Below are 19333 nucleotides of genomic sequence, written 5' to 3'. Positions count from 1 at the left end.
CCGCGCCCCCCCCCGCGCGCCCCCGGCCGCCCCGCCCCCCCCCCCCCCCCGCCCTGCCCCCCCGCCGGCGCGCGGCCGCCCCCCCGCCCCAGATCGTCGCCTACCGACTGATAGAGGTCGACACCGAAGACCGGGTCGATGTCGCGAAGTAACTGCAGCGAACGAACAACGAGAGCGGCGGTGACACTTTCGGATGCTGGCAGCCCCTCAGGCGAGATGGCTCTCAAGGTCAGTCCGTCCGTCATGGTTCGGCGCAGTGATGTCGACGGCATTTTCATTCCTTTCTCGTCGTAGCTCAGTCGAATCGTTCGCTGATCTGCGGGTCGCAGAGTCGGTAGCCGGGGGGCGTACTGGGTGTCACAATTCGATCATCAGGGCCTGCAGAGGTTTCATCGCTTCCACACGATGGTCACGAGTTCGTCTCCCCTTGCCGCCAGCACTAAACTGCGTCCGCCCAGGTCGAAGAGTGCAGTGACTGGTTTGCCGTCCGCCACGGTGTCGACGGTAAGTGCTTGGATCTTGCGGCCGACGAGGGCGGACACGTCAGATCCCTCGCCTGGGTCGAACACTGTCCATTTTCCGTATTCGGCTACGTACCGGGCGTTCTCGGCTTCACTTTCGGGATCTGCGCCAGCACCGACATCAGCAAACGGATCGATCCACGGGCCTTCTCGGCACACCAATTCTTCTCCGTCAGGACCTGCATCGAAAACAAGAGGCGCTCGGTCGCCGACAGTCACCTCGACGGGACCGTTCCGCGACTCGATCGTATCTCCGCGAACGTAGTGCACGCGTCGGATCTTGGTGATCCGATCGCCGACAACGCTCCGTTGAACACTTGTGAGCGAAAGCTGTTCTGCCATCGTTGTTTCGCCCCTCCTTTGACACAGCACCTCGCAATGCTGGCGGCGCAACCGCCCGATCGCAGGTGGTCTGACCGCCGCCGTACCGTGGAAGATCAAACGCCACAACGAACCTGACAGCCACACAACTTCAGCACCCGCACACGGTCCCTACTGCGAACAGGGTGACACCGAGCGCCACTGCTGCGGCGGAAAGGTTCGTCACCAGTCGGCGATCGTCGGGATCGTCGATCACGAGGGCCGCGAACCGTAACGCTGCCGCGACGACTGCGATGAGGAGCCCCACGATCGTGAGACAGCGGGACGGGGTCACCGCGACGAACCTGGCTCGGAAGTCTCTACCAGGCGCTCACCCCGTAGAAGATGTTCCCCAGGTTGATCGCGGGGTCGATGAGATAAAGCCCGACACGACCTCCGGGGTGCGCTGCCGCTTCGTCGACGAACTGATCACCGGTGACCGGGGTCCAACCACCGGTATTCCAGATCGAATCGTCCGGCAAATCGACCGTCCAGCGGTCTCCGAACGCGGCGTTGATCAAATTGCCCGCGTTGACCTGACCGGCGATCACAGTCTCGTGGTGATCGAGAATGACACCGGCATACCCGTCTCCGGAGATCGGAGTCGCAGCGGACGCGCAACCGGCGCCGGCAACAACCACAGCCCCCGCAACCGCCGGGACAGCCAGAGCAGCAACAACTTTGTACATACGAGTCATGGGGAAGTTCCTCTTCTCTAGTCCGGTCCCGGCACAGGCCTGGACCCGAAAGTCCGAAACCCGGTTTGTCGGGTTCTCACCTCTCCAGTGAACAGCATCAGGCAAACAGAGAGCAACCTGGACGGGTTTGACGGAGAGCCAGATCACATCTAACAGTTGAGGGCTCTTCTATTGCAGCCGTTGATATCTCGAATAACTCCACGACAGAATCTTGCCGCACTACTCGTATCACCACATATGAAACAGACTTACAGCTACCGACACGTGCACGAAAGGAGGGCCGCTGCCGCGTCGTCGACCGCGATGTACGGGTGGGGCATTTCAGCGAAGCGTTTCGGTGTTGAGACGCTGGGCTTCGTAGTGTGCGGCGTCGGCGGCGAATCGTTCGGCATCGGGGCGAGCGAGAGCGGTGGCTTGTCCGCAGTGTGCGCAGGCCATGAAGCCCTGACCGTGTCCGAACGGGAAGATCGGGAGGATGAACAGGGTGAACCAGGTGCGGCGACGGTGCAGGCGCTGCGCGGCGGTGACCCGGCACAACTGGCAGGCGAAGAACAGCGCCGCGATGAAGGTTGTTTTCGTGCGTGTTCCGAAAATCAGCATTCCGTTCGCCTCAAGTGAGCATCGAAATTGCTCCGTCGCAACAGTTTTCGGGGGCCAATCTGGGACTATTGCGCGTGGGTGTCTCCGGCGTCGGTGGTGTCGACGACGTTGATGTCGAGTGCATCGTCGGGACGGCGGCGGATGAGATCGACCGCGACGGAGGCGACGTCGTAGTTCACCAGCGCCCCGTTCTCGATGCGGCAGTGCAGCGAGAAGTACACGATCCCGTCCACCACACGGTGGGTCTGGGCTTGGACGCGGAAGTCACCGCCCAACACAAGCCCAGCGCGGTACAAGGACATCGGCCCGTCGGGAATCCCCGGCAATGGGGGGATTTCGTCGATACCGCCGTCGGGGAGCATTCCGTCGACGCCATAGACGATCGGATGCCCATCCGATTCCTTGGACACCACTGCCAACGGCATCGACGCCACGTTGAACAAGATTCTGGGCGCACCACATAGAAGGGCATCGATGACAAGGGAATCACCTTCTGAGCCGAAGGAAACTCCAATGACACGAATCTCCTGCCCCGTGACCAGCCGAGGCGCGTGAACTTCCAGGTCGAGGGCAGGCATACTCGGCCAGGGCTTGCTTTCGACCAACATCAGTTCACTCCTAGGAAGCGTGCGCCTTTGTTCAACGCGTTCTGGTAGGCGTTGTCGCCCTGGATCTTCTTGATCAAAGACTGGGGTGCGCCTTCGAATTCTTGGGTGTTGAAGTTGTAGTAGTACTTCCCACCGCGATCATCCTGCAAGTGCATCTGTCCAGCCCGCACGCCTGGGGCAGGGTTTTCGATATCGATCCGATAGTACGGGCCGTTCGGTGGAATCTTGTCGGTCATGGTTCTGCTGCCGGGTAGTTGTGTTCCGCTCTGGCCTAGCATCTCCCCATTGGGTGCGGTTTGCGCGCTAGGACTCGGTTTCGGGGTACTGCCCGAATTACCGGAAGTCCCATTCCCGGAGCGGCGGGCCTCGAAGTTGGTTGCGATGTCGGGGGCGACCTCGGCCATCCCAGCACCCGCGAAGGCGGCGCCGCCTGCGATCGCCGCGGCACCAACAGCGTTGAGCGCCAACCCGGCCGGTAGTCCGATACCGGTCGCATCGAGCAAGACGCCCCCGCCCTCCACCGTGCCGCCCAGACCGGCCAGGATCATTCCACCGACAATCGATGCGGCGGCGGCCGGATTGTCGAGCATCGCCTGCGCGAAGGCCCCGGCAGCGTCGCCGGTGACATCGAGGGCTTCGTCGCCGAAACCCCAGACGTTGTCCCATACCCGCCGCGCCAGACCCGGTTCGTCCTCCTGTTCACTTGTCTCGCGTTCGACTTCGAGTATTTCGCGGTCGATGGCCGCCTGCTCGGCCGCGGCCGCGGCCTCCTGGTTCGCGTGCTCCTGCTCAGCGGCCATCGTGTCCAGAGCCTGCGTGGTGGGCACGTTCGTGACCTCCAACCCTGCACCGGCCGAATCACCAGGTTTGGTGTAGTTGTTGGTGGTGCCGTCACCTTGATCGACGGTCATCGGGACATCCGGCTTCATCGTCTCCGGGTTCGGCACGTACGCCGAGTGCCCGTCATCCGGGGTGCCCACCACCGCGATACCGCCGGGCTGTCCCGTGATCGCTTCCTGCCCGTTCGGCAGTTCGACCGCAGAGATCTGATGCCCGGTGGCCTCGTTGGTGCCGCCGTCGAGGCCGTCCGCGAAGATCGGATACAGCACATCCGGTCCGGGTTCGATGTGCTGAATCAGGGTGGTTCCGTCGTCGGCGACCTCGTACCATGTCGGCACCGGACGGCCCAGAGCGTCGTACGCCCACGGCGGAGCCTCATGCGAGACCACAGCGCCGTTCACGTCGAGGATGTCAGCGGAGCCGTCTGCGTTGACACGCATATGACCACCTGGGGGAACCTTCTTCGGGAAGTAGTACTCACGAGGTGATTCCGGCCCGTTGAGAAGATCGAACGTCTGCTCCGCACCACCAGGCCACACCACCGTCAATTCCTCGTAGCCGGGGCGGAAGATCCCACCCGATCCGAGACCGCTCATCGACGTCTGCGGTAGCGGAGTGACCTTCCCGCTCTCACGCGCACTGAACGGTCCGGGCCTCCCCCGCACTCCGATACCGGCGGCAGTGAAACCTGCCGCGCCGACCAACACAAGTTCGAGGTAGCGGTCACGTCCGTCGCCTTCACCGAGACCGGCGGGCGTCACCACCGGCGTTAATTCTTGCGGTGCGGGAACACTATTCGACGTCGTTGCGGGTACTGGTCCGGGACCACGATCGGTGGTGGTTCCCTCACCCGGGGTGGGTGTGGGTGAGGGAACCGCTGATGCCGATGCATTGGGGAATGCACCGACACCAGTTTCCGAGGCCGGGGACTCGGAAGTAATGGGCGGAACCTCGATCGTCGGCACAGGGACGATGGGGGTGCCGTTGTAGGTGGGAAAGTTCGTCGGAGCATTGGCCCCGACATTTGGGCCACCGCCTGGAGCCTGCGCACCGGGGAGCCCGACCGTTGTTGTCGGGGCGGCTGTCGGGGTCGTGGTGGGAGCGGTCAGGCACGGGTTGATGTACTCGGGTGGGATGGGGGCACCGGGTGGCAGTGAGGCGATCAGGTTCAGGTAGATCTGATGATCACGTGCCCGCACCGCGGCGCAGTCCTCTGCCGGTCCTGCGGAGGAGGTCGGGGCGAAGATCAGCAGCGCCAGCAGTGCGATCACCATTGCCGCGAGCACCACCACGGTGGAGATCACCGTGGTCGGTGAGGTGCGGTCGAACCGGCGCGCAGGCTTCACCGGCGATCACCCGTATTCGACTTCTTCCGAAATTCGGCGATGAGTGTGTCTGCGCCCCACCAGAACACCCGCCCCGCGATCGACATCCACAGAAAGAACGCCAGATACACCAGAATCGTCCCGTAATCGGCGGCCCACCCTCCGAGGCGTCCGATCACCGCAAACGCCGCGATCAACAACGCGAGCCCGAACACAGTCGCGATCACAGCCTTCGACATCTGACTCAGTTCACTGTCACGATCCCATCCCTGATCACCTGCACCGACTGCATCGCGGGGTAGATCCTCATCCGCCGATGCCGGAGCTGCAATGGTTCCTGGCGGCACGTACGGCAACGCAGGCTTAGCTGTGACGTCGCGGCGGGTGGGTGAGGTCATCGGGGCGTTCGCTGAGGTGGTCATCGGAGGTGAATGCCTTTCCCCGCCAACTAAAAACGCGGGACTCGAGATACCCGACACCGACCAAAAGAACGGGCGGTCACCGGGAGGAGATGCAGCAGTGGACAGGAAGAGGGTGCGCTCTACCAGGGGCAGTTGACGTACGAGGTAGCTCCGGCGAGCCACCCACCTGCCGGCGGGAGATAGAACTGGAATGAGGCGCACCCGTTCGGATACTGGGCAGCAATTGCCGTCCGGCGCGCCAGGACATCAGCCGACACGTCGATCACGGCCTCCCACCCGGGAACGGGGATCATGACGTTCGCGTTCGAGAGTGCCGTCACGATTCCACTGTCGCGGGCCGCCACGGTCAAGGCGTGGCCCAGGGGAACCTGCACCACCGGTGCACCGTACTGCGCCGGAACCGGCCCCTCGAACATCACGGGAGCAGCCATTGCGGCCGGGGCGGTAGCGAGCAGAATCCCGCCGACAGCGAGTGATGCAGCCGCGGTCGTGGCTGCGATTTTCTTCGTGCGAGTCAAAGACATGATGCTCCTTTGATGGATGGAAAAGTGGAAAGTGTTGGGTAACAGCGCCAACGGCGGACCAGCACGGCAACCGAGATAGGCGATTGCGGGCGCGGAATGCCGTTGACGACAGTCCTGGATCAGAGCCAGGTGGGATCGGAGTACACGAACACACTGTTATCCGAGACGGCTGTCGACACCGCGAACTGCGCGTACGAACGGATCGTGACCGGGCCCATGCACGCATCGACCTTGACGTGCACGTTCTCCGCCGTGATCGACGCCTTCGCAGCCTCGAGGTCCTTCTTGCCGAGCGGGATCGTGGTGATCGTGCCCGGTGCGATGGTGGTCTGGATGCTCGTGTTCACCGAGGCATTCACGCCGACGTTCGCCGACGGAACCCCCGAAATGCTGACCCCGACGGACGGGCCGAGGGAAAAACCAAGTCCCACGCCGAGGCCGGAGGACACATCGATTTGGCAACCGATCTGCAACCCCTGCTCGACATAGCCCGTCTTCACCGCAGAATCACCTGCTCCAGAGATGGTGCCGGTGACCTTCGCCGACACGAACCCCTCGCGAGTGAACGCTGTTGTCGCCAGGTTCGGGACCGGGTTCGCCGAAAGTTTGGTAGCCGCCAGATCCAACGTCCAACCGTCGTCGGTGACCGTACTAGCAAACTGGTCCGGCAGCGCCGTCGGGTCGCCGACGCGCCGCCGGCAAAGGCAACAGAGCCTGCCATCAAAACTGACGAAACCGCAGTATAAGCACCCACCGCCTTGCCGAATCGACGCTTTCTTACCTGCGTGCGAGTGGTCTCGAGGGACGTGATGGCCATGGTCGGTCTCCCGGGGGATGCGTAGCTGATTCAGCAACCTGAGCGATTGCCAAAACTTAACTGTTTGGTCTGGCTGGGACGCTACAACACCGTCCATATGTCCGACTAGCCTCCAATGCCCGAATCTGTCCGCCGAAAGTCGTACTCGAAGTTACGTAAACATTTTCCGAACACTCGGACCAGGCGGTTTGTTCGCGCGAGGGGTGTGACGAGCCTCATGATCACGAAACGGTGACTACTTGTTCAGGCTCAGTGATTGTCCGGCAACCCGGTCCCGGAAGGTGTCGACGGCCGGTACGTTTCATATCCTCAGATAGTGATCCCGGTCGTGTTGGCGGGTCCGCTCAATGGTGACAGGGAGGGATCACCCCGCCCCAAAGTCCCTGTGTTCGTTCCACACGAAAGATTCGCTGGCGCGATGCGACGCTGTTTCCAGGTCCACGCCCGCGCAGAAATCTTCGTTTCGACATCGATCGCTCTGTCTCGCACTTCTACCGGAGGGCAGCGGCGGCAACCGACTTAACCCGCCTGTTTCACCGGTCGCTGCCCGATTGTCGACAGGTAATTACTTGTCGATTCAATTCTCGTGGGAACGGACAAAAACCGACCGGATTCTTGTGAGAATCGACTGAGATGGGCGTCACGTCATGCGTCAAGATTTAGCGGTCGACACTTAACCGCGCCCTCATCTTTTTGCTCGGGCCCCGGCTCCATCACGGAGGCACCATGAAACACCGCTCCTATCCAACACTTGCAGCGGCCGCAGGGCTCGCTCTCGTGTTGTCCGCCTGCGGCTCGGGAGGCACGTCCTCGGGCCCCGGCGGCGGTGACCCCCTCATTGACGGAACCTTCCGATTTGCACTGGAGGCCGATCCAGGCGCACTCAACCCGGTCATGACGGCATCCTCTGCTACCGGCGAGATTTCGCGGTTGGCTTACGACTCCCTGGTTTACCAGGATCCCGATACCAGCAAAGTCGGACCGTGGTTGGCAGAAAAGTGGGATGAAACCCCGACGTCTGCATCCTTCACCATCCGTGAAGGCGTGACCTGTACCGACGGGTCCACGTTGACCCCCCAGACCGTCGCGGACAACATCAACTTCGTCGCCAATCCGGACAACGGTTCACGGTTGCGTGGCTCGGTTGTCCCTACCGGTGCATCGGCGACCGCTGACCCCGCTACGCGTACCGTCACGGTGAACACTGCGGCTCCCAGCCCGTTCCTGCTCCTTAATGTCGGGCGCCTCCCGATCCTGTGCGAGGCCGGAGTGAAGGACCCGACGGCATCGAACAAAGCCTCGCTCGGCACCGGCATGTTCCAAGTCACCGAAATCGCCGCCGGCAGTCACTACACATTCGAGCGCCGCGAGGGCTACAACTGGGGGCCCGACGGCACCACCTCCGACACACCAGGCGTCCCCAAGACCGTAATCGCCTCAGTAGCACCGAATGTCAGCACTTCCGCGAACCAGCTTCTGTCGGGCGAACTCCACGCAGCACCGATCGACGGGCCGGACAAGAGCCGAATCGAGGCCGCCAATTTCACCTCGATCAAACGACCGATGTCGGCCGGTCAGATGTACTTCAATCAGACAGCAACCAACCCGACCAGCGATCCCGCCGTCCGCAAAGCACTGATCCAAGCGGTCAATCTCGATGACCTCGCTCAGGTCGTCACCGCAGGAAACGGGATTCGGGCAACCAGTCTCGTCGCCGTCGAACCGCGCGCCTGCGCATACGACTCTGTGACCGCCAATCTTCCCGAGTTCGATCTCAGTGCGGCACAAGCAACCCTGGACGCTGCTGGTTGGACCGCCAACGTAGACGGCAAGCGAAGCAAGGACGGAAAGCCGCTGAACCTGCGCCTCGTCTACGACGGTGTCGACGATCCGCGCAATGCAGCAGCCGAACTCGCGCAGTCGGCGTGGACCCAACTCGGTGCAAACGTCGAGGTGACAGGTGGCGACGAGAACCGGATCATCGACATCATTCTCAGCGGTAAGGACAACACCGCGTGGGACATCGCGTGGATCCAGATCAATTCTTCGCTCCCGAGCACGTTCACCGGATACTTCAGCGGACCCGTTCCCTCAGCCGGTAAGAACTTCTCGTCTATCAGCAACCCCGCATACGACGCAGCAGTAACAAAGGCCTCCGGATTGACTGGCGAAGCGGCCTGTGATGCCTGGGCCGACGCAGAGTCGGAGATCGTGAAATCGGCTTCTGCTGTGACCTTTGCCGACGCGATCACGAACCTGTACTTCAACAAGGCCGGGCTCTCATTCGGTAAAACGCTCAACGGTTCTGCTCTCCGCCTCTTCCAGTAAACGAGTTACTCACTCAATTTCCTTGCGGTAGAACTACTTCCACTCCAACAACCGAAAGCGGTGCGACTCCCCTGAACGTCCAGCGCGAGCTCCGGACCTCTGTCGTCCAGCTCATTCTTCAGAACCGGGAACTGATCTAGCTACTCTCCGACACCTTCGTCACTTCGATGCCCCCTCCACCCACACTGGAGGGGGCATCGAAGTCTGGGCACTCGACCATCTCTTCGTCACTTCAGCAGCGGGTGCCGATCTCTAACCGCGTAGTTTCCGGTGAGAACGTGGCACCGCGGATGACAAGAGTCGTAGCACTAGAACCCAAGGGTTAGATGCGGGTAGAGCCAGATGACAACCAAATCCACACGTTGTCGAGCGGCTTCCGCTCTCGTGCTCGACGCTCGCGCCCTCGCACCAGAAGTACTCCGAGGTTCAGAAGGCCGCCTATGACGTGACTTTGGAGACGGAGGAGGATTCCCCCGCTCCACCGACCAGTCCCTGCGCGGCGATGCCTGCCGGGAAAGCCGACCGACCCTGCGGGGCGCGAAGGCCACGCTTTCGGCCGCCGCCATCGAGGGTAGGACCGCCTTGGTGCTGGCCGTGCTTAGTGGACAATGCGAACATGACGACCTGCGCTCCTGCTCAAACCGTGCACTTTCATCAGAAGCATTACACGGCAGTGGTTTCTGGCGCGAAAGTTTCCACCGTCCGCTGGCGCGAAGACATTCACGAAGGGCCGGCAATTTTCATCTTCGATAATCACCCGACCGCCCGCCCCCTTTCAGGACAGGTCACCGCTGTAGAAACGTACGATCTCGCTCATCTGTCGCCGCTAGCAGCCCGCTAGCCACCCGGCACCGACATGACGAATTTCGCAAGACAACTCCGGGTCAACTACTACCCCGAGATGCCTGAAGACGCTGTTGTTCAGGTGGTCGTCATAGCCACTGGTCACCAAGGGGATTCGTCACTGCCCACGACGTAGTGCGACCGACCTCAGCCGTCGAAAACGTCTGTTGTATTTCTGTGGCCGTCGAGGTCTGCGCTACCGGCGCCGATCCACCGACCGGAGTCAGTGTGGGTGCGGCTTTGAGGAGCCGATCAGGTCGTTGCGGCCCATTCTGGCTGGGTTGATCGGTCCAGGCGCGCTGGCACTCGTCCGGGGTCAGCGTTTTCGTGGATCCTCTGCGACAGGACCGCCTTCGTTTTCCCACCGATCCAGTGCGCGTTTTTCCTGCTTGGCGGCGGTGTCTTTGCGCGATCCGAGTGATTTTACGGACTTGAGTAGTTCTGTGAGTCGGCCCATGACCGGACCATACTCGACTTTCCGGCGATGCTGACCCAGGGTTGGATGTATCTCCATCGGAGATGCCATAGGAGACTTCGACAGCGTCGACAACCACGAAACCCTCCGCCCAGCCCTGCTTGCACTACCCGCACGATCCGGGTGCATGGCGGCGAACTGCCAGCGCGGGCCAACTTGGAGTGCGATTTTGGGACCGAAATGTTCGCGGCCAAACCGCGAGCACGACGGCGGCGACGCTTCGCACGAGATCGCTGCGTTGTTCGGTGAGAATACTGAACCCAGGCCGGGAAAATCGGGTGCTTCAGCCGTCGAGATAGGGATAGGTTGTGGTGCGTGAGCGCACACGTGATCATTCTGACCGGCCCACCAGGGGAAGGGAAGTCGACCCTCGCCGCGAAACTTGCCCGCGGTTACAGCAAAGGCGTTCATCTGCACACAGACGACTTCTGGCACTGCATCGTTTCGGGCGCGATACCTCCGTACGACCCCACGTCCGATGCGCAGAACCAGACTGTCATGGATGTGATCGCCGGCGCCGCCTATACCTATGCTCGCGGCGACTTCACCACGGTGATCGACGGAATCATCGGGCCGTGGATGCTCCCTCACTTCCGAACTCACGCGACACAGCACCCGAACTTGACGGTCCACTACATCGTGCTCCGGCCGCAGCGCGACATCACGCTGAAGCGAGCCCAAGCCCGAACCGCGCCAAGCGCCTTGATCGACGAGGGGCCAATCCTCTCGATGTGGGATCAGTTCTCCGACCTCGGCGAGCTCGACGATCACGTCCTGGACACGTCGGGCGACGCGGAAGAACAGAGTGCCCAACAAGTGGCAGCGGCCATTCGCGACGACCGTTTCCGACTCTTTGCACAGTAGCGGCTCAATCCACCGGAAACCGTCTTGGTGATCGGCATCGGGGCGCCAGTGGATGTGAAACTTGGTGGTATCGAGGTCGGCTAGTTTTCGCTCCGGAGCGCCCGGCTTGGGAGTCGGCCGAAACCCAACTGGCGTCGGGTTTTGTTGTGGCGCTTAGTTTTTATCCAAGTTGCCCACGTGTAGGTCGGTTCGGACGTGGTCTCGTGGTGCTCGATCATGGCCTGCCAGTGCTGCGGAAAGGTCATCGCGGAGCGCAGCGAATTTATCCTCGCGTGGACACCGCAGGTGGCCGGACCGCCGAGCAGGCGAATGCAGTAGATGATCCAACTGACAACGGTTCCTGGTCTATGACTCGTCCGAGAGACAGGTGCCCTGACCGAGCCCGTCCACGACCGCAGGCGGCGACCCCATCGCGACGGGACGATGTGACAGAGATCGGGAATGACCGCGACATACAATCGCGGTCAGAGCGAAGCGCCAGGCCGAGATTCCGGCCCCGCTGTGAGGGAGGGGCAGAGTGTTCGGTTGGAAGAAGAAGCGCCACGATTCGAAGATGACGCTCGACGATGTGATGTCGAAGCTCCGGCCTGACCTGAGTCGGGAATCGCTCGGCGTCGGGCCCGACTTTCCTGGCGTCGCCCCGAACCCGCTAATGAGCAGTGATGCACGCAAGCGCAATGCGGAACTACGTACGGGGGCGCTTGCGCTCGGCGTTCTCGTCGACTGGCGGGAGGTCAACAGCAATCCACGCGCGGTCCTGATGTTCGACGTGGAGACCTTCGACGGCATCTCGTTCCGCGGTATCGCAGACGAAGACCTCACGATCACCGAGCTGACACGACTCGCCCCGGGACAAACGTTGCCCGTGCGCTACCGGCCGGCCGTCATGGACCACTACGTCGCCCTTGCCAGGGACGCGGACCCCGCCCACGTGCAGCAGCTCTCCGACGAGATCGCGAGCCGCAAGCGGACCCCTGCCAGCCATGCGACAAACGCATGAATTCACCTACGGCTGGAAGAGATTCCGGACGAAGGAGAGGCTCTCGGGGAGCGCTGCCCGCATCGTCTCGATATGACCGGTCGGAAATGTGCGGAATGTGACTGGCTGGCGGTTGGCGGCGAGTTCGGCCGCGAGTTTCAAAGCCAGCGGTGCCGGCACCATCTCGTCCGTCAGCCCCTGCCCGAGGAAGACGGGCCGGTCGTACACGGTCGTCGGGATCTCCAGCATGCCGCGAGCAGCAGCCAGCACCGCGGGATCGTCGAGCGGGCGGTTCACCAGATCGCCGATCGCGGTGTCGCCGAGGTCCGATGCCATGTCCTGGTAGCAGTTGGTTTCGGCCCTGGCCAGGGCATCCGTGCCGCGCGGTGTCAGGTAACGATCGATGTCGAGATCGGGTCGCGCCGCCCGGAGTCCGGCCAAGAGGTACGAGACGAACACGGTACTGCCGGTCAATGGCAAGCGGGGAAAGTCCGGCCCCACGAGTGGTGCAAGGTTCTCCAGATTGGACGGCGCCCCGGTCGCGACCGCGCCCCGGTAGTCCAATTCAGGTGCGTACCGTGTCGCGATCGCTGCCGTGACCATCGCGGCCTGACCGCCCTGAGACTGTCCGAGTGCCACCCACCGCGGTGAGAGCGACGGTTCGACCGCACGCGCGGCGCGCACCATGTCGATCACGCTGTGCGCCGCCGACGGTCCGTCCAGGTACGCGTGGATTCCCGGCGTGCCGAGCCCCACGTAGTCGGTCGCGACGATCGCGTAGCCCTGCGAGAGCCAGTTCGTGAGGTATGGACTGCCGACGGTCCCGGTCACGGTGGGAGCGCACTGGTCGGAAATACCTACAGTGCCGTGAGCCCACGAGATGACCGGCCAGCCGCCTTCGGGTGGATCGCCGGGGGGCAGGAAGAGCGCGCCTGTACTCAACGCGGGTCGGTTCAGCGGTCCTGTGGACCAGTACGTGAGCTTTGATGCGTTGGCGGTGCCGGGAATCCAGAAGGAGTGCGGCAGGGAAGTTGCCGCGGTCACTGTGCCCGGCGTCGTGATTGACGACGGTTCCTGCGCGTGGACGGGCGCGGTCGAAACGGCCGCGGAGGCGAGCGCGATCACCATCAATGCTTGGCCGAGCCGTCGTCGGATCATTGCACCGCTCCCCGGGTTCATCCGCGTGTACGCCGACTACCATTCTGCGCGAACCGGTGGTGCCGGTATACCGGTTCGACTATCTTCGGGTGCTGCTCCTGTAGTCGAGGGGCCAGCGGACCGTGCGCGACGAGAAACTTAAAGCCGAGGTCAGCCGTGTGCATGCCGAGAATTATTCGGTCTACGTTGCACACAAGGTGTCCCTGATCGGCAGAAGGTTTCTTGAAACGAGTGCCGTGCGCTTAGGTTTAGTCTTGTCCAGCACGAAAGGCTGAGACATGGAAGCGATTACATCAGCTAGCAGCCACACTCACTTCTGAGTGAACTCTGCGCACACACCGAGACGTCGGTAACTGGAGTTTCCACAGCCAAATCACGAATTTGGAAGATTGACACTGCCTCCCTAATTGCGCGCGATTAGAGAGTCTGCCCAGATAGCCACTGGGTCGACTTCGAATCAAATCGATTTCACCAGCGGGATAAATCGCCGCCAATCGCAACCGCGAGAGCGAGTGCTGCGAGCAAGGCGCCTAGCTGGATACGGGCCGGCCAGAGAAGAAAGTCAGTCACGATCGGGTCTTTTCCCTCCAAGGGGTCCCGGTCTGGAGCCTCGCCGGCGGGGCTCCTGCGTTGTGTGGGTCAGCTCGTTACGCCGCGTTAAGAACCTGAAAACTCGGTGAGCAAACCTTCCTTTCCCAGGTGAAGCGGCGGATTATCGAAGTGGCCGCGCATCTGGTTACCGTGCGGCATGTCGAGCGCGCCTGAAGGCACAACGGGCCGGGAGGTCACATGCTGCTACATCAATCGATCGGGTTGGAGCGCTTCAATGAACTACCGCGGCAGAAGGCGGTTCACGCACTGTTCGAGTGCTGCTGCTCGCTGACGTGGGCCGGATGGGTCAGCGACGGACGCCCGTTCGCCGATCACGCGGAGATCCTCTCGCGAGCCGAGGACGCGATTCTCAACCTCTCGGACGTCGACGTCGAACGCGCCCTGCAGTGCCATCCACCCGTCGGCGTGCGCAAGAACAGCGTGCCGTCCCACCTCGAGCAATGTTCGATCTGGGTTCCGGACGACGCCGTCATGGCAACTATCTATCGCGCCGGCGAGGAGTACGAGCGAAACTTCGGCTTCCGGTATCTGTGGTGTTCGCACGGCCATGACACCGACGACCTGCTCGAGAACATCGGCCAGCGCATGTCCAACGAACGGTCCGTCGAGCGCAAGGTCTGCGTCGACGAGCTCGCCAAGATCACGCGGACGAGGGTCGAGCGCATGCTCGGGCCCGAGGACGGTTATCCCGAGTACTGAAAAGAAAAGCGGGTGCAGCGCTTTCGCGCCGCACCCGCTTTCATACCCTGAATCGATCAGAGATCGAATTCTGCCGGAGAGATTCCGACGGCAAAACACATGTCGCGTACGACGCCGCGCTCGTGCTCGTCGAAGTTGCCGTCCGCGCCGCCGATGATGATGCCGATCTGGATGACCGCGCGAGCCTGATCCTGCTTCGACTTGAGCTTGGCGATGGTCGCGGTTGCCTCGACCTTGCCGAACTCGTAGTCCGAGGACAGCTTGCTGCAGTACCAGTCGAACTGCTCACGCAGCTCGTCCGGCGGGAAAACCGCGAGCGACTCGTTGCTCATGATCAGCGCGGCGGTCTTCTGACGCTCCGACGGATCGATCGAACCGTCTGCGGCGGCGATCAACGCGCACATCGCCATGCTCGCGTTCTTGAATTCCTTGTTCTGGAACTGGCTGGTCTTTGTCTTGAGCTGGCCGTTCATCTCCTGAGCCTTAGCCTTCAATTGATCCCAGAATGCCATGAGTCTCCTCGAGTATTGCCGCCACACACCGCGCGTGGTCGTACCACCACTCTGCCTGTGCGCTCGGCAATTCGCCATCGGCCGCTAGCTGGGGTCGAACACCGCCAGAATTCGCGACTCGGAGATCGGGTCGAGCACGTCCGGGGTGAAGTGCCATTGCGTGCGGGTCCACGGATCGTGAACCTCGGTCTGCCCTGCGGCCGAAAGATGTTGGCACCCCTCGGACAATGCGGCGACGGATTCTTCTGCGAAGTTCGACTCGTCCTCTCCGACAATCAGTATCGACAAACCGATTGCCGGCCCGCGTTCAGCGAGGAACATGATGGTCTGTGCGTCTTCGGCGGAGTATCGGTGCGGGAAATCGCTGAGGATCAACAGTCGTAGGGAACTCGGGCCATCTGCGACGCCGCTCATTCGCGCGAGTTCGCCCATGTCGACGGCCTCGGCCAGTGCCCGCAAGCGCGCCGAGATCTCGGTGTGAGCGGTGATGACCGGCCCCGCGAGCATCGGTGCCAGTCGATCGGTCAGTGGCGTCAGCGAGCCGGTCAGATCGACGACGTCGAGTAGCGGCATCGGGCCTGCGGCCATGACGCGCACGGTGACGGCACTGATCAGACCGAGCGCTGCTTTGCTCGACGTACTGTCCACCCAGATCGGCCGACGCAGTGGGAGCGGGACGCAGTACGGAACGGTGAGCGTGCCACGGTCCGGAGCCGAAAGCTCGCCAAGACGCATTCCGTCGCTGACGGCCGTGATCTGGGCCGGATCAGTTGTACCCGCCCACGACACCGACTTCCACGACGCCATCGACCGAGGGAGCACGCCGTCGATCACGCCGAGTTCGTGTGCAAGCTGGGCGCTGTCACGGGCGTGGTTGTCCCGCGCGAGTGAGACGAGGTCGTCGTGACGCTTCTGTGCGGCGTCGCGTGCCGCCACTCCCGCTGCCGAGTTCCGCAGCGACGGATCTGCGACGGCTGCGGTCAGATCTTCGTCCAAACGGGCGAGCGCGTACTCACTGCTGGAGACGAAGGAAGCGGCCGATCGCGAGGCGTCCTCGAAGATCATCCACGCACGCTCGAGGCCGCGGCCCACCTCCAACGGCTCCACCGCGGAGTCCCACGCGGGCGCAGCCGTCGGGGCTGGTTGTGCCGGCTCGTCGTCCACCTCGACGCCGTGCACCGAGATCAGTTCCGCCAAACCACCCGCATAGCCCTGCCCGACGGCCCGGATCTTCCACGCACCGGACTTTCGATACAGCTCCCAGCAGATGACCGCTGTTTCGGTACCTGCGGTAGGGATCGCGAATTCGGCCAGGACCGAACCGGATTGATCGCTCAGGGTGGCGGAGAGCCCCGCCGTGCGAAAAACGCCCGCGGCCGTCGCTGCCGGATCCACGCTCACGATGCACAACACCGCTGCCGCATCGGGGTGAAGTCGATCGAGCTCCACCCGGATGCCACTCTCGTCGAGTTGCACTCCAGCGGTGGACGGTTGGTTGTAGAAAACGAAGTCAGCGGACGTCAATGCCCGCAGGTTCGCGTCCGCTACCAGCGCCGACACGTCGAACGGCGTCTGGCTCTCGGCTCGAAACGTCACCACGGGCGCCGGAAGCGGCGCGTTCTGTCCGGGAACAAAAGTCATACCCACAGCAGCGAACTATGCCATGACCCGGCTCTCTCAGTCAGCCTTGCAGGTCCGCCACCACTAGATCGGCCACCGCGGTCATCCCGGCGTCCGTGAAGTGCAAGCGCTGCGCCGTCGACTCCGAGAACAAGCCCTCGAACCAACGCTGATCTGCACTCGCACATGCGTCGTGCCCGCCGGCGATGCTCGCCGCCGCAATGTCGACGGTACGAACACCGTGGGCGTGGGCGACCTCGTCGAACTTCGTGTTGTAGCGCGCGAAGTAGTCCATGAACCAGGCTGCGTCGGCGTCGGAGAACGGGATGTTCGGCCAGCATCCGCGAGAGGAGATCATGCCGCCCTCACCGATCAGGTAGATGCGAGCGTTCGGCGCGCGTTGCGTGACCGCGGTCAGGATGCGATCCAATTCTCTGGCAGCCCGGTCGATTCCGGATTGGGCGACGGAATTCGCGAGCGGGTCGTATCGACATCCACGATCGGTTCCTGGTCCCGGAGCGACGCACAGGGGGCCGAGGAAGATGCTGTTGGAATCGTTGCCGCCGATCGAGATGGTGATCAGGTCGGTGTCCGGGTGGACGGCGTCGAGTTGGACCGGCCAGTAGTTCGGAATCAGTTGCGGGGTGTCGATGATGTTCTCGGCGCGGGCCGCACTGCAGGAGACGTCGGCGAACTCGGCGACCTCGAGTGCCCGCGAAATCTTGCCCGCGAAGTTCTCGTACGAACGCGAACAGGCGTCGGGGTACATCGGTTCCAGCCTTGGGCCGGAGGCGCGGGAGTCACCGAGGGCGACGTACTTGATCCCGGTGCCGGATACACCTGACAGCGTTTCCGACTGCGGCACCGAAGCCTGCGCGATTCCGGTGCTCACGAGCGCCAGCACAACGCCTGCGACAGCTGCCGCCCGACCGAGACGTTTCCTTCGAATGATCATCTACTGTGCCAAGTCCTCTCGCGCACGGCCGCTCGACTGACGGCTCGACATGCCGCATGAGGTTAACGCACAGAAGGGACAACGATGTCCGGTTCGGCGGACGGCGATCGAAACCACCTACCGCCGAACCGGATTCGTCAGAACTTATGCAGTCTCGACTCAAGCAGTGAGGAAGCGACCCAGCTGCGGCGCAGCTTCTCCCGCGTGCTTGGCCTGGATACCTTCACCGATGGCCTGCAGCTTCCATTCACCGTTCGCGCGGTACACCTTGGCCATCACCATTCCGGTGAACGCCATGCCGCCCTGGAGCGTGTATCGGGCGAGCTCGGAGTTGGTGGTGCTGTCCACGAGACGGCAGAAAGCGTTGGAGACCTGCTCGAACGTGTGCCCGCGGTACGAGGTCACGGTGAAGATCACCGTGGTCACGTGAGCCGGGACCCGCTGCAGGTCGACGAGCATGACCTCGTCGTCTCCGTCTCCGTCGCCGGTCAGGTTGTCACCCATGTGACGGACGGAGCCGTCCTTGGACGTCAGCTGACCGTAGTAACAGACGTCGACGAGATTGCCGTCGGCGTAGAGGAGAGCAGAAGCGTCGAGGTCGACGTCGGCCGTCCGGCTTCCGAACAGGCCGCTCTTCTTGATCGGATCCCAACCCAGACCCATCTGGATCATGGTGAGCGCGACGCCGCCCTCCTTGCGGAGCGTGACCTTCTGCCCCTTGGTCAGGCTGACGGGGCGTCCCTTGACCAGGCTCACCTCGGGCTGCTGCGCCGGCGGCTGGTTCTGCACGGGAGGCGCCGGGGGCGCCTGGTTGTACGCAGGCTGCTGGTTGTACGCAGGCTGCTGGTTGTACGCAGGTTGCTGTGCCGGTGGGTAGGCCGGCGGCGTCGGCCCCTGGTTGTAGGCGGGCGGCTGGTTGTACGCGGGCGGGGCCGGCGGAACCGGCGGCGCGTTGTACGAAGGCTGCTGCTGCGGCGGCTGGTTGTATGCCGGCGGAGTAGGAGCGACGGACGAGGGCGGTGTGATCGGAGCCGGAGCCGCGACGGGAGTGGGCGGCGGCGGCGCGGGCGCATCGTCGACGGACACACCGTGATCGGTGACCAGCGCGGCAAATCCACCTGCGTACCCCTGGCCGACGGCGCGCACCTTCCACGCGCCCTGGCGGCGGTACACCTCGAGTGCGATGACGATGGACTCGGTGGTGAGACCGTCGATCACGTACTCGTACAACACGTTCCCGGCCGCGTCGGAAACCCGAGCGGTCGGTGCAGCGCTGCGCCCGAAGTTCGACGAGGCGTCGTCGAGCGTGATGACGGCGCGAACCTGCTCGATATCGGCGGGTACGCCGGCGAGTGAGACTCGGAGTGAGGCAATGCCACCCGGGTTGGGCACCAACTGCACACCGGGTCCGGTGGGCTGGTTGAAGAAGACGAAGTCGGCGTCGGAACGAACTTTTCCGTTGCTCGTCACGAGGAGTGCAGACAGGTCAGCGGCTGCAGCCAACTGAACCGACACAACTACATCCGAGACGTCCAGCGGGCCGTTCTGCCCTTTGGCAAGCGATACAGACAAC

The 19333-nt window shown here is 62.9% G+C and carries 19 protein-coding genes; 5 read left to right on the top strand and 14 right to left on the bottom strand.

From position 1 onward, the window contains the following. Positions 1-389: 389 nt before the first annotated feature. From ACWF6P_RS19600 to ACWF6P_RS19560, 9 genes are all read right to left on the bottom strand, one after another. Positions 390-863: a hypothetical protein gene (locus ACWF6P_RS19600; RefSeq protein WP_452622151.1), complete on the bottom strand. Its 474-nt coding sequence runs from the start codon at positions 861-863 to the stop codon at positions 390-392. Between the two features lie 130 nt (positions 864-993). Then, positions 994-1176: a hypothetical protein gene (locus ACWF6P_RS19595; protein ID WP_452622150.1), complete on the bottom strand. Its 183-nt coding sequence runs from the start codon at positions 1174-1176 to the stop codon at positions 994-996. Positions 1177-1201: 25 nt separating this feature from the next. Next, positions 1202-1579 carry a hypothetical protein gene (locus ACWF6P_RS19590; RefSeq protein ID WP_452622149.1) on the bottom strand — a complete coding sequence of 126 codons (378 nt, stop codon included), beginning with the start codon at positions 1577-1579 and terminating at the stop codon, positions 1202-1204. 321 nt (positions 1580-1900) lie between these two features. After that, a complete protein-coding gene (locus ACWF6P_RS19585) occupies positions 1901-2179 on the bottom strand; it encodes a zinc-ribbon domain-containing protein (protein WP_452622148.1) in 279 nt (92 codons plus the stop codon). A 65-nt stretch (positions 2180-2244) separates the two neighbouring features. Continuing rightward, the gene (locus ACWF6P_RS19580) at positions 2245-2787 is read right to left on the bottom strand and encodes a hypothetical protein (protein ID WP_452622147.1); all 543 of its coding nucleotides are present in this window, start codon (positions 2785-2787) and stop codon (positions 2245-2247) included. Next, on the bottom strand, positions 2787-4973 hold the full coding sequence (locus ACWF6P_RS19575; protein WP_452622146.1) for a hypothetical protein: 2187 nt from the start codon (positions 4971-4973) through the stop codon (positions 2787-2789). The genes ACWF6P_RS19580 and ACWF6P_RS19575 overlap by 1 nt, the downstream gene beginning before the upstream one ends. Beyond that, positions 4970-5374, bottom strand: a complete 405-nt coding sequence (locus tag ACWF6P_RS19570; protein ID WP_452622145.1) for a hypothetical protein — start codon at positions 5372-5374, stop codon at positions 4970-4972. The genes ACWF6P_RS19575 and ACWF6P_RS19570 overlap by 4 nt, the downstream gene beginning before the upstream one ends. Positions 5375-5493: 119 nt before the next feature. Beyond that, positions 5494-5898 (bottom strand): hypothetical protein, encoded by a 405-nt coding sequence (locus ACWF6P_RS19565; protein WP_452622144.1) that lies wholly within the window; start codon positions 5896-5898, stop codon positions 5494-5496. A gap of 119 nt (positions 5899-6017) precedes the next feature. Continuing rightward, positions 6018-6524: an MspA family porin gene (locus ACWF6P_RS19560; protein WP_452622143.1), complete on the bottom strand. Its 507-nt coding sequence runs from the start codon at positions 6522-6524 to the stop codon at positions 6018-6020. A gap of 917 nt (positions 6525-7441) precedes the next feature. Between ACWF6P_RS19560 and ACWF6P_RS19555 the strand changes: the two genes are divergently transcribed. The 4 genes from ACWF6P_RS19555 to ACWF6P_RS19540 all read left to right on the top strand — a co-directional run bounded on the left by ACWF6P_RS19555 (position 7442) and on the right by ACWF6P_RS19540 (position 12225). Next, the gene (locus ACWF6P_RS19555) at positions 7442-9043 is read left to right on the top strand and encodes an ABC transporter substrate-binding protein (protein ID WP_452622142.1); all 1602 of its coding nucleotides are present in this window, start codon (positions 7442-7444) and stop codon (positions 9041-9043) included. Positions 9044-9659: 616 nt separating this feature from the next. Beyond that, on the top strand, positions 9660-9884 hold the full coding sequence (locus ACWF6P_RS19550; RefSeq protein ID WP_452622141.1) for a hypothetical protein: 225 nt from the start codon (positions 9660-9662) through the stop codon (positions 9882-9884). 792 nt (positions 9885-10676) lie between these two features. After that, positions 10677-11225, top strand: a complete 549-nt coding sequence (locus ACWF6P_RS19545) for an AAA family ATPase (RefSeq protein ID WP_452622140.1) — start codon at positions 10677-10679, stop codon at positions 11223-11225. Positions 11226-11778: 553 nt separating this feature from the next. Further along, positions 11779-12225: a hypothetical protein gene (locus tag ACWF6P_RS19540; protein WP_452622139.1), complete on the top strand. Its 447-nt coding sequence runs from the start codon at positions 11779-11781 to the stop codon at positions 12223-12225. Positions 12226-12231: 6 nt separating this feature from the next. Here ACWF6P_RS19540 and ACWF6P_RS19535 read toward each other — a convergent pair whose 3' ends face one another. Beyond that, positions 12232-13362, bottom strand: a complete 1131-nt coding sequence (locus ACWF6P_RS19535; RefSeq protein WP_452622138.1) for a lipase family protein — start codon at positions 13360-13362, stop codon at positions 12232-12234. 789 nt (positions 13363-14151) lie between these two features. Here ACWF6P_RS19535 and ACWF6P_RS19530 point away from each other — a divergent pair. Continuing rightward, positions 14152-14673: a 2-oxo-4-hydroxy-4-carboxy-5-ureidoimidazoline decarboxylase gene (locus tag ACWF6P_RS19530; RefSeq protein ID WP_452622137.1), complete on the top strand. Its 522-nt coding sequence runs from the start codon at positions 14152-14154 to the stop codon at positions 14671-14673. 56 nt (positions 14674-14729) lie between these two features. On the opposite strand, the gene ACWF6P_RS19525 is transcribed toward ACWF6P_RS19530, so the two are convergent. From ACWF6P_RS19525 to ACWF6P_RS19510, 4 genes are all read right to left on the bottom strand, one after another. Further along, entirely contained in the window at positions 14730-15185 is a 456-nt protein-coding gene (locus tag ACWF6P_RS19525; protein ID WP_003941110.1) for a tellurite resistance TerB family protein, read from the bottom strand. An 84-nt stretch (positions 15186-15269) separates the two neighbouring features. Continuing rightward, positions 15270-16826 (bottom strand): TerD family protein, encoded by a 1557-nt coding sequence (locus tag ACWF6P_RS19520; protein WP_452622136.1) that lies wholly within the window; start codon positions 16824-16826, stop codon positions 15270-15272. Between the two features lie 40 nt (positions 16827-16866). Then, positions 16867-17760: an SGNH/GDSL hydrolase family protein gene (locus tag ACWF6P_RS19515; RefSeq protein ID WP_452622135.1), complete on the bottom strand. Its 894-nt coding sequence runs from the start codon at positions 17758-17760 to the stop codon at positions 16867-16869. A gap of 159 nt (positions 17761-17919) precedes the next feature. Further along, positions 17920-19332, bottom strand: a complete 1413-nt coding sequence (locus tag ACWF6P_RS19510; RefSeq protein ID WP_452622134.1) for a TerD family protein — start codon at positions 19330-19332, stop codon at positions 17920-17922. Between the last annotated feature and the right edge of the window lies 1 nt (position 19333).

Source organism: Rhodococcus sp. NPDC055024, from assembly GCF_053608585.1.
The sequence above is the reverse complement of the archived record's forward strand: the minus strand, read 5'-3'. Positions and strand labels throughout refer to the sequence as shown.

What these genes read in the sequence shown, in the direction of transcription:
- ACWF6P_RS19600 (WP_452622151.1), bottom strand. Translation starts at nt 863, where the DNA reads ATGGCAGAACAGCTTTCGCTCACAAGTGTTCAACGGAGCGTTGTCGGC.
- ACWF6P_RS19590 (WP_452622149.1), bottom strand. Translation starts at nt 1,579, where the DNA reads ATGACTCGTATGTACAAAGTTGTTGCTGCTCTGGCTGTCCCGGCGGTT.
- ACWF6P_RS19585 (WP_452622148.1), bottom strand. Translation starts at nt 2,179, where the DNA reads ATGCTGATTTTCGGAACACGCACGAAAACAACCTTCATCGCGGCGCTG.
- ACWF6P_RS19580 (WP_452622147.1), bottom strand. Translation starts at nt 2,787, where the DNA reads ATGTTGGTCGAAAGCAAGCCCTGGCCGAGTATGCCTGCCCTCGACCTG.
- ACWF6P_RS19570 (WP_452622145.1), bottom strand. Translation starts at nt 5,374, where the DNA reads ATGACCACCTCAGCGAACGCCCCGATGACCTCACCCACCCGCCGCGAC.
- ACWF6P_RS19565 (WP_452622144.1), bottom strand. Translation starts at nt 5,898, where the DNA reads ATGTCTTTGACTCGCACGAAGAAAATCGCAGCCACGACCGCGGCTGCA.
- ACWF6P_RS19555 (WP_452622142.1), top strand. Translation starts at nt 7,442, where the DNA reads ATGAAACACCGCTCCTATCCAACACTTGCAGCGGCCGCAGGGCTCGCT.
- ACWF6P_RS19550 (WP_452622141.1), top strand. Translation starts at nt 9,660, where the DNA reads ATGACGACCTGCGCTCCTGCTCAAACCGTGCACTTTCATCAGAAGCAT.
- ACWF6P_RS19540 (WP_452622139.1), top strand. Translation starts at nt 11,779, where the DNA reads ATGACGCTCGACGATGTGATGTCGAAGCTCCGGCCTGACCTGAGTCGG.
- ACWF6P_RS19535 (WP_452622138.1), bottom strand. Translation starts at nt 13,362, where the DNA reads ATGATCCGACGACGGCTCGGCCAAGCATTGATGGTGATCGCGCTCGCC.
- ACWF6P_RS19530 (WP_452622137.1), top strand. Translation starts at nt 14,152, where the DNA reads ATGCTGCTACATCAATCGATCGGGTTGGAGCGCTTCAATGAACTACCG.
- ACWF6P_RS19525 (WP_003941110.1), bottom strand. Translation starts at nt 15,185, where the DNA reads ATGGCATTCTGGGATCAATTGAAGGCTAAGGCTCAGGAGATGAACGGC.
- ACWF6P_RS19520 (WP_452622136.1), bottom strand. Translation starts at nt 16,826, where the DNA reads ATGACTTTTGTTCCCGGACAGAACGCGCCGCTTCCGGCGCCCGTGGTG.
- ACWF6P_RS19515 (WP_452622135.1), bottom strand. Translation starts at nt 17,760, where the DNA reads ATGATCATTCGAAGGAAACGTCTCGGTCGGGCGGCAGCTGTCGCAGGC.